This is a genomic window from Zarconia sp. (genome assembly GCF_057467645.1).
The window spans coordinates 22,204-31,260 of record NZ_JBRJXU010000140.1; the positions used below are offsets into that span (position 1 = coordinate 22,204).

Consider the following 9,057-nt stretch of genomic DNA (forward strand, 5'->3'; position numbering starts at 1 on the left):
AATGAAGCAGAACTGACGCACCCACACCGAACAGAGTCGGGTGAAGACGCAACGAACCTTATCCCCTCAAGATTCGAGACTTTTAGAGACTTCGGATCGGTCTCGATCTTAGATGTACCCTCCGTTTCGCCGAAGTGTCCCAGTTCTATCAGATGGCAAAATGTTCGATCTCGCTGGTATCTTCTAGGGTAACGCGAACGGAAAAGTAGCTGCCGGAGGCGCATTTAAACCGGGGCAGTTGGATGAAATTATCCCGCGCCCGAGATTGAATCTCCCGCAGGGGGGCGCCGGTTGGCGAGCATAGGGCTAAGCTCAGATCCGAGGGTAAATGAGATTCCCCCGGACTCGGATGCAGTTGAACCCGAATCCCAATGCGATCGTCGGCTTCGGGACTCATTTCCACCAAAACCGCCACCGACGTGCCGCCGAGTTCGAGTTGTTTGACCCGTCGCACCGGTCGTACCACCCCAATTGCCGACCGACGGAAGCGAAAGGCTAAATTCTCCGATGCGGGAAAGAGAGATTCCACGGACTGCCAAGTGGCATCGAACAAACCGCTAAACCAATTCTGGGCTTCGACGATGGGTTCGCCCCGCCGCCGTCGGGCGATTTGCCCCCGCCAGTCTTCAGACTCTAAAAGCGCTCCCCACAGCTCGAAGGGAACCTCCAATCGGGGGGTTGCCAGTTCCGGATTGCCCAAACGCCGCACCAGATTTTGAGCTTGTACCTCGTCCACCTCCGGTAGGGGAGACACGGCGACTTGGGTTTGTTCCGTGACGCCGAGTTCGATCGCCGTCCACACCACGCTCGTATCTGCACTCAGTTCGTCTCCCGAGAGGCTGTAGGTGCGATCGAAATCGTCGTATTCCCCTTGAGATGTCAGTTGAGCGTGAGTTGCCCAGCCCCAAATGGCCAGGCAACCTTCGTCTAAGTCCACCCGTACGGCGAGATAGTAATCCGCAGTCCAGTCGGGCACGTCGAGCCATTCTCGGGGAACCCGTAATTCGTCTTCGTCAATGGTGTCCGTGGGAATGAGAACGATGCGCCGATTGCCGAGGGTGAGGCTACATCCGGCCACGATTTCCCTTGGAGACGATGTTTCGGGGAAGGTGGCAACCGCAGCCGGTGCGTACTCTGCTTTGAGCCAGGGTAGAAATATGTCTAAGCAAAGTTGGTCGAGGTACGCTTGCCAGCGACCGACGGGGTGGGAAAACTGCTGGCTTTTCTCCCAAGAGCGAGTTTGCACGGCTGGGGAAATTTCGAGCCAGGTTTGAGTAGGTTCGGCAAATAAGAACGTCATGAGAATGCTCCTATGGGGGGAAACGTGGGGTTCGTTCGAGACTACATCATCGACTGGCAAGAGTCAGAGTTTACGGAAGTAACCGGACTGCGATTTCTCGAATCTGTACTTGTACTTTTAACTAGGTGAGAAGTGACTAAAATATGCACGCTTTGTGTTTTCGTTCTTGATTTTTTTTGCTTTCATACCTCAACTTTAAAAATCACCGTTCGAGTTTATCCGAACTTTAAAGAGTATGGCGAGTCCGAACGAGGTTTTATCGAGTACGATAATCTAAAACCCTCAATTTGCTGAAGTCATTGGGTCAAGGAAATGCTAACGGGTCAATGAATTCGGTTCAACCTGAAAATTTAGACTTTAGAGAATCCAGGCTCTCCAGAACAAGCGATGAAGGACTTCACTCACGATCTTAGAGAGTCAATATGTAGATCGTCCAAAAATGTCTAACTTTTCAGGATTCGATCGGGATTTTCTTGGTAATTTCTCATTTTTAACAGCCTCGATCGACTTAGATCGATTCGAGTGGTTAAATTTCTCTACGGACTCCAAGTTTATCTTCGATTTTCACCCAAGAAACCGATATTTAATATCGTCAATTTTACTTCAACAATCAAAGATTCTACCGATGAGAAATTCACTCACAAAATATTAGACCTAAGTCAGACCCAAGTGGAAAGCGGTTATCCGTGCCTAATGCTAAAATTGGCTCTGACCCGAACTTTACGCAAGACAACGGAGAACGCGATATCGAGACGTACAGGAGTTGAAAACACACTTCAAGAGCAGATAACTCACACAACCACCTGTTATTCTCAATTCATTCTACAGAAGAATTTACAAAATATCCGGTTGGTCAGCAGTATCAACACTCTTTTGACGCTTGGGTAGGAACGTTCGCTTGGGTGAGCCGATATTTACCCACCCTTCTCCTTAAATAACACACTTGTATAATACTACGTTCGATCGTGTCATTTTATGCACCCCCCCGCGTTCTTTTTGGCAAAAGGCTTTTGGGGCTTCGGGGGCTTCGAAAGCTTCGGGGGCAGGGGAAGAGTCAACAGTGGGAGCATCTTGCTCCCGTTTCTCCCAATTCTCCCGTTTCCCCCTTATCTTCTCTTTCTCCCAATTGTCACCTTGTCACCTTGTCCCCTTGTCCCCTTGTCACCTTGTCCCCTTGTCTCCATCACCAACTACTCCCCATCAGCAGGGGGTAGAGATTGAGTCGGAGCAACGGGTTCGGGTGGAGTTTGTTTGGGTTTAAGTTGGGACATCGCTAGCCAACCGATTGCCGCACTCAGTGCCAGTGCTGCCAAAACCCCCACAATGGTGACCCAGGCAGGTGGATTTGGGCGGCGGCGACGGCGACGAGAGGATTCTGGGCGATCGTAGAGCAAGACTTTGGAGGCTTCCGACATCTCCGACTCCGGTGGTGCAATGTCTGTCGATGGTTGACCCGGCTCGAACAACCTCACCTTCTCCGTCGGGTGTTGAGATAGGCGATAGTAAGTCAGGACGATTGACGTATTATCGTGTCCGTTGGTTTCGTTCGCCAGTTGAATCCACTCATCGACCGCCGCATCAATGGAGAGTTCTTCATCGAGAATCGCCGGTACGAATCGCGACCAATACCGCTCGACCCCATCTCGATCGCTCAACCCATCGGAACACAACAGCAGCACCCCATCTTCTTCGATAATCCATCGAGAAATCGTCGGGCGCAGCAAATCGCCATCCCGGGTGCCCAGAGCTTGGGTGAGCGCTCCAGAATGCTTCTGTTGCTGGGCTTGGTGGTAGAGACTGCGGCCAGAGCGCACCTCGCGGGAGATCGCATCGTCATCGACGGTGAGTTGTTGGCAGTATTCTCTCGTAATCCAATAGGCACGGCTGTCACCAACGTGAGTCAGGTATAACTCATGGGCATTTTCGAGGGTTTCGCCGGTTTGGGTTCTCACTTTCTGGGGAACCTGCAATGCCATCACTAGCGTCGTCCCCATGCGCTGTCGCAATGCTCGATCTTGGGAATCGTTTTGAGCGGCGACAATATTATTCACCACCCGCACGATCGCCGCCAACTGGTCGCAAATGGCATCGGGGGGAATCGGGGTCGATTCTCGCACCATTTCCGCGAGAAATGCCCGCATCTGTAATTTGAGGGCTTGTACCGTCATCTGGCTGGCGACTTCACCCCCCTCGTGACCCCCGACGCCATCGCAGAGAATTGCTAGGTTGGGGATGAGTTCGTCGTGAGGGGATTCTTGTTTGGCTCGCAAATCCGACGCCGTAGGGTAGCAGGCATCTTCGTTTTTATTGCGCACCGGACCGGTATCCGTTGCTCCGGCCACCCGAACGTGTAGGGGTAGCTCGGCCGCGCGTTCGAGTAACCAGGTATTGAGTTTAGGGGCGATCGCATCGATTCGATCGCCATCGCGCATTTGCTGGCAAATCCCCCGCAGGAATTCCCCGAGCTCTTCCCCTGCATCCCGCACTAGAGTCGACCACGTCCGCCCTAAATCTTTGAGGGAATGTTGCAACGTTGAGGGGTGAAGTTCCAGCAGCCACACCCGCCATCCCTGAACGCGAATATTATTTTCGTCGAGTAAGCTCGCCCCCATGCCCGCTTCCACCAGCGGCGTCCACAGTTGCAGAATTTGCCACAGCCAGTAGGCTCGACGCACCGGTGACGCGGTGCTCCACATTTGCGACAGGGTGGGGTAGAGATTCCCCTGAGGATCGATCGGTGCGTTTTCGAGCAGCAGCACTTGAGCGCCGTCGTTGGCCCACTGACAGGTACCGAAGGCGATCGGCACGTGCAACCGCAGGGGATACAGGTGCAAGTACGGCTCGACGACTTCGGGAATCGGATCGGGAAATTGAGGTGGCAGCTCTGGCTGCGTATCGAGCCAAACTTGAGGGGTAACCACTCGATATCGATCGGCGATAACTTGGCTGGGTGGAATTTTGGCCGCGAGTTCTCCCATAGCCCAGAGGTATCGCCGTCTTTCAAAGTTAGAACGGCTTTGGCGATCGCTAACTTTATTGAGCAACATTTTTATATACTCTGAGCTATTGAGGTTTTAACAGATTTCTCAATCATATACCTTCCGATGAAATCGAGAACAGCGATCGACAGCATTGGGTCTGGGGGGAGCGAGCAATAAAATGTTACTGTCATTCAAAACCCGATTAGAACCGAACAACAAACAGCGCACTGCTTTTCGTAAGGCAGCGGGAACAGCCCGTCACGCTGACAACTGGGGAAATGCCCTCATCCGAGAAATTCTTAAACTGCGTGAAACTGACAAGTCGGTTAAAGTGCCATCGGCAATCGACTTGCACAAGCATCTGATTGCACAGGTCAAACCTGAGAATCCTTGGTACTACGAAACGAATAAGAACGTTCCCCAGAAAGCGTTAGCCGATTTGAGAACTGCCTGGAAGCGTTGCTTCTCCAAGGTTTCGGCTCAGCCACGGTTCAAGAAAAAAGGTGTAGGCGATTCGTTCTACCTCGAATCAGGCACGAAAGCGAAGCCTCGCATCAAAAATGATGGGCGGCGAATCAAACTGCCATCCATCGGTTGGGTGAAACTTTCCGAACCTCTCCCTGTGACCGCCGTGCATAACTGCGTCATCAGTCGCACTGCCGATGAGTGGTTCATTGCCATCAAGTACGAAGGGTGTATTGATACCGGAACGCTCTTAGTTCCCGATGGCGGTGAGTTCCACCGTGACAGTCTGTGGAGTGGGCAAACCCTTCTTTCGACAGAGAGAAGCCACGATGAAGCAGAAAGTAAGCGCCACAGTCCAGATTTGTATAGAGATGGGTAGCTTTGGGTAGGTATAACAGAACGGCAACGATTCTCAACGCAGGTGATGGAGCGTGGGTTTTTGCAGAACACGCACGACGTTTGGCGGGTGCGATGAATCTCGAAGTTAGCACCACACCCGCACAATATAATTACCTACTCGGTTGGGAAAGCCCGCAGCCGCCATCGGGTCGCAGTTTTATCCCATGGGAGGCGATTGAATGGGCTTCGGATAAGCGCAAACTTGCGGAAGTTTTCGATCGTCATCAAGTTGCCACGCCTAAAACCTATTTGCTCGAATCGGAAGAAGCGGTGATGGAACTGATTCGTACAGAAACGCACTGTCAGTGGGTTCTCAAATGGCCCACCGGTAGCGGTGCATCGGGTCATCGCTTACAAGAGCTGGGGATGCCGATTCCTCCGGATTGGCCGCGTCCTTATATCTTGCAAGAGTTTATTCGCCTGGAAGTGCCCGAAGTCTATCGGTTGTACTGCGTTGCCGGCGAAACGTTGGGTTGGAATGCCAGACGTTTTCCGCCCGGTACGAACCGCTCTGTCTTTGTCGCTCACGCGCGCGGGGCCAGGTATGAAATGGAAAATGATGTCCCACCGGCGGCGGAGTTTCAAGCTCGCCAAGCTTTGAGTGCCACCCATCTTCTGGATTCGTTCGGGTGTGCCGATTTAATCCAAGATGAAACAGGTCGCTGGCTGGTGCTCGAAGTCAACACAGACGGTCTCTACTCTCACGTCGATCGCGATATCGGGATTGGCAATCTCGCCCGAGAAATTGACGAACGTCTTTCCCGCGCATTTCATCGATGGTGCGGACATTAAACAACGTCAGTTCGGGATAAAACAGTGACCGGTGAGGGTGGGGTGTAGGGTGTGGGGTGTGGGGTGTGGGGGAATAGAATCCCACATGACTACCTCCGTTGACCAATTTTCCCGGTGTTGTTCGACTCCTTTCGACTTCCACACATGACCCGAATCCACCTTAGTGCCCCACCACTCCAAGAGCCTTATCCCGCGCCTCACGTTATAGCACTACGCACATACCTTAGGACACCATCATCTCCGTCTTCCCCTCTGGGTAGTGGGTCATTTTTCTGAACGTCCTAACCTAAGCGCGTAGCGCTATAAATAAAATGCCCCACTAACGCTGCATCCAAAGTAAAAGTTGCCATGCCGACAGCATCCAGGCTGTTCCCATCACCGCGTAGATACCCATTTTAATCGTTCGATCGGATGGTAGGGGTTGACAGCAAAAACCGAGCAAACTTTTGATAAATTGCCCCTGTTGCTGGGATTTCTCGGGAACTTCACCCCGCAGCCAATTTTCCAGATTGGTGAGGATGCAAGTGCCTTCATTGAGCCACCATTGGCCGATAGTGAGGGGAATCAGAACCAGATGGATTTTCCAGGCGAGAGGAATGGGAACCAGCCATCCGAACACTGTAAAGACAAGGGTCAGTAGATGAAATGCTTTGAGGGAAATTAATGCAAACTGATTGAGAAGAGCCATTAGACCGGTCTAGAAAAGGGGGAAGGGTTCAGGGTCAAAGGGGAGAGTGAAAATAAATTAATGACTTCGGTATCTAGCGCTTTTCGCGCCTCATGAGGTACAGAGTTTCTGATTTTAGGGAACGGGGAACGGGGAATAGGAAATAGAATTTGGGTGTACCTCCGTCTACTGAGAATTACTATAGAAATCGATCGGATTTTTGAGAGCTACCAGATTTCTATTCGGTGAAAAAAGTAAAAGAGAGCATCGTGTATAGCTTTGGTCTGAAAAGGAGCTAAATTTTTTATTTCTTTCAACTGTCTATTATATGAAACTCATCGATCGCGGTTTTGGCTAAAGGTTGAACTGACTCAGGGTGTGTGGGCAGTTCGATAGCGAATGTAATCGTACAACTCCGGTCCGGACAACTGCCCACCCTACAAATTTCTCTCCCTCTCTGGAGCGTCCCCACACCCTACACCCCACACCCGGTCACCCTACACTTGGAGACTCACAAATAAAAATAACTTGCAATTAATGACAGCTGATGCTTCAATGTCTCAGAAGCTATTGCATATAAATGTCAATAGTTTTTGACCAAACACCTCAACTCCAGTGCCTAAACAGAGGATTGGAGCGATAACTATTTACACGAACATTCATGAACGCTAAAGTTACAAGACGAACGTTTTTGGTGGGTGGCACGGCATTAACTGCCATTGTTCTGGGGAAGCTGCCCCGCGCCCGCGCCCAGGGCACTCCGGTTAATCTCTACTCTTCTCGCCACTACAATACCGACGAAGCCCTCTATACTTCATTCTCCGGCGGGTCGGTTAATCTCGTCGAAGGGAAAGCGGGGGAACTCATCGAGGGAATCGAGAGCGAAGGTCATAACAGTCCGGCGGATATCCTGCTCACGGCCGATGCAGGCAACCTCTGGAAAGCCGATCGCGCCGGTATATTCGAGCCGGTCAACTCCAGCACGCTCAACCGCAAAATTCCTGCGAATTTACGTCATCCGAACGGTCACTGGTTCGGCTTTTCCAAGCGGGCGCGGGTGATTTTCTACAACAAAGATCGGGTCAGCCCCTCCGAGCTTTCCAGCTATGAAGATTTAGCCGATCCCAAGTGGCGCGGCAAGATTCTCATCCGCCCGTCGAGCAACATCTACAATCGCTCTCTGGTGGCATCGTTGATTGCCGCCCACGGTGAAGCGGGAATTCAGGCATGGCTCGAAGGTTTGACTGCCAACTTCGCCCGGACGCCAGAAAGTAACGATACGGGTCAAATTAGAGCCTGTGCCCAGGGGATTGGCGATATTGCGATCGCCAACAGTTACTACTACATGCGCTTGCTGAAGTCCGACGATCCCGCAGATCGGGAAGTGGTGGAAAAAGTGGGTATTTTCTTCCCCAATCAGGGTTCGGGAGAACGGGGCACTCACGTCAACGTCAGCGGTGGCGGTTTGCTCAAGCATTCACCGAATAAAGAAGCGGCGATCGCGTTCCTCGAATATCTCACCACCCCGCAAGCTCAAGCCTACTTTGCCGAAGGTAATAACGAATATCCTGCCGTTCAAGGAGTGGCGATCGATCCGATGTTGAATCGCTTGGGTCAGTTTACAAGCGACCCGGTGAACGTATCGAAGTACGGCGAAAATTTTGACACCGCCATTCGGTTGATGGAACAGTCGGGCTGGGCTAGCTAAGTTGGGATTTCAGGCGATTGCGAGTCAACGGGCTACTTTTGAATCGTCCTTAATCGTTCCCATGACTTCCACTGTGTCTTACATTCAAGACTCAGTTTATTGAGTGGCTGTGTCATTAAGTTTGGACGTTGGGTTTCCCCTGAGGGACACTCGCAGCAGTATGTCAGCGGTTGCAGCCTCTAGTGCAACGTGGCAAAAATAACTGACCAGCTCTCAACAACTGAAAGCTATGAACGGTAGGCATTGTTAATTTTGCATTTTGCATTTTTAATGACCCGTAGCGGCACTAGTTGCGCCGTAACCGCCCTCAAACCATTGACGATCGATACCGAATCGATATCCAATACCAGATCCCCATGACACTCCTCACGCAATCTCGACGGATAGAAAGCTTGATGAAACATCCATCGTTCGGGCTTTCTTACCCAGCTTCCCCTGCCAACCGTCAAGGGACTGCTATAGCGGTATTCACTGTGGTTAGGACACTTCCAACAATCGTATCGTTGGAAACGCGAGCAAGATGTTTGTGCTCACGCACGCGCGGCGCGCACTATTGTCCTAACGGGACTGAATACGGCTATACATCCCGCGCCAGACTTTAAATTAACGTCAGTTTTGCGACCGCGACGTCGACGGGATGCCGACTCTGGGTGAGATTCGGGCGGTTGGCAAGCCTCTTGATGAGCGAAGCGATCGCACTGGCTACATCTGGTTGCAGGGGAGCAAAGTACTTCATCCCGATTCC

Annotated in this window: 6 protein-coding genes; 3 read left to right on the top strand and 3 right to left on the bottom strand. The window is 51.7% G+C overall.

Annotation, left to right across the window (positions count from 1 at the left end; translation table 11 throughout):
* Positions 1-148: 148 nt before the first annotated feature.
* The gene (locus AC2215_RS21600) at positions 149-1,300 is read right to left on the bottom strand and encodes a DUF1822 family protein (protein ID WP_486812081.1); all 1,152 of its coding nucleotides are present in this window, start codon (positions 1,298-1,300) and stop codon (positions 149-151) included.
* A 1,190-nt stretch (positions 1,301-2,490) separates the two neighbouring features.
* Positions 2,491-4,347, bottom strand: coding sequence for a PP2C family protein-serine/threonine phosphatase (locus AC2215_RS21605; RefSeq protein ID WP_486812082.1), 1,857 nt, complete (start codon positions 4,345-4,347; stop codon positions 2,491-2,493).
* A gap of 112 nt (positions 4,348-4,459) precedes the next feature.
* Here AC2215_RS21605 and AC2215_RS21610 point away from each other — a divergent pair, with 112 nt between their 5' ends.
* Together AC2215_RS21610 and AC2215_RS21615 are read left to right on the top strand one after the other, a co-directional pair.
* Positions 4,460-5,125, top strand: coding sequence for an RNA-guided endonuclease InsQ/TnpB family protein (locus AC2215_RS21610; RefSeq protein ID WP_486812083.1), 666 nt, complete (start codon positions 4,460-4,462; stop codon positions 5,123-5,125).
* 2 nt (positions 5,126-5,127) lie between these two features.
* Positions 5,128-5,937, top strand: coding sequence for an ATP-grasp domain-containing protein (locus tag AC2215_RS21615; protein WP_486812084.1), 810 nt, complete (start codon positions 5,128-5,130; stop codon positions 5,935-5,937).
* A gap of 319 nt (positions 5,938-6,256) precedes the next feature.
* Here the strand turns inward: AC2215_RS21615 and AC2215_RS21620 are convergent, their stop codons facing one another.
* Positions 6,257-6,625, bottom strand: a complete 369-nt coding sequence (locus AC2215_RS21620; RefSeq protein WP_486812085.1) for a DUF2784 family protein — start codon at positions 6,623-6,625, stop codon at positions 6,257-6,259.
* 640 nt (positions 6,626-7,265) lie between these two features.
* Here AC2215_RS21620 and AC2215_RS21625 point away from each other — a divergent pair.
* The gene (locus AC2215_RS21625) at positions 7,266-8,312 is read left to right on the top strand and encodes a Fe(3+) ABC transporter substrate-binding protein (RefSeq protein ID WP_486812086.1); all 1,047 of its coding nucleotides are present in this window, start codon (positions 7,266-7,268) and stop codon (positions 8,310-8,312) included.
* Positions 8,313-9,057: the final 745 nt, after the last annotated feature.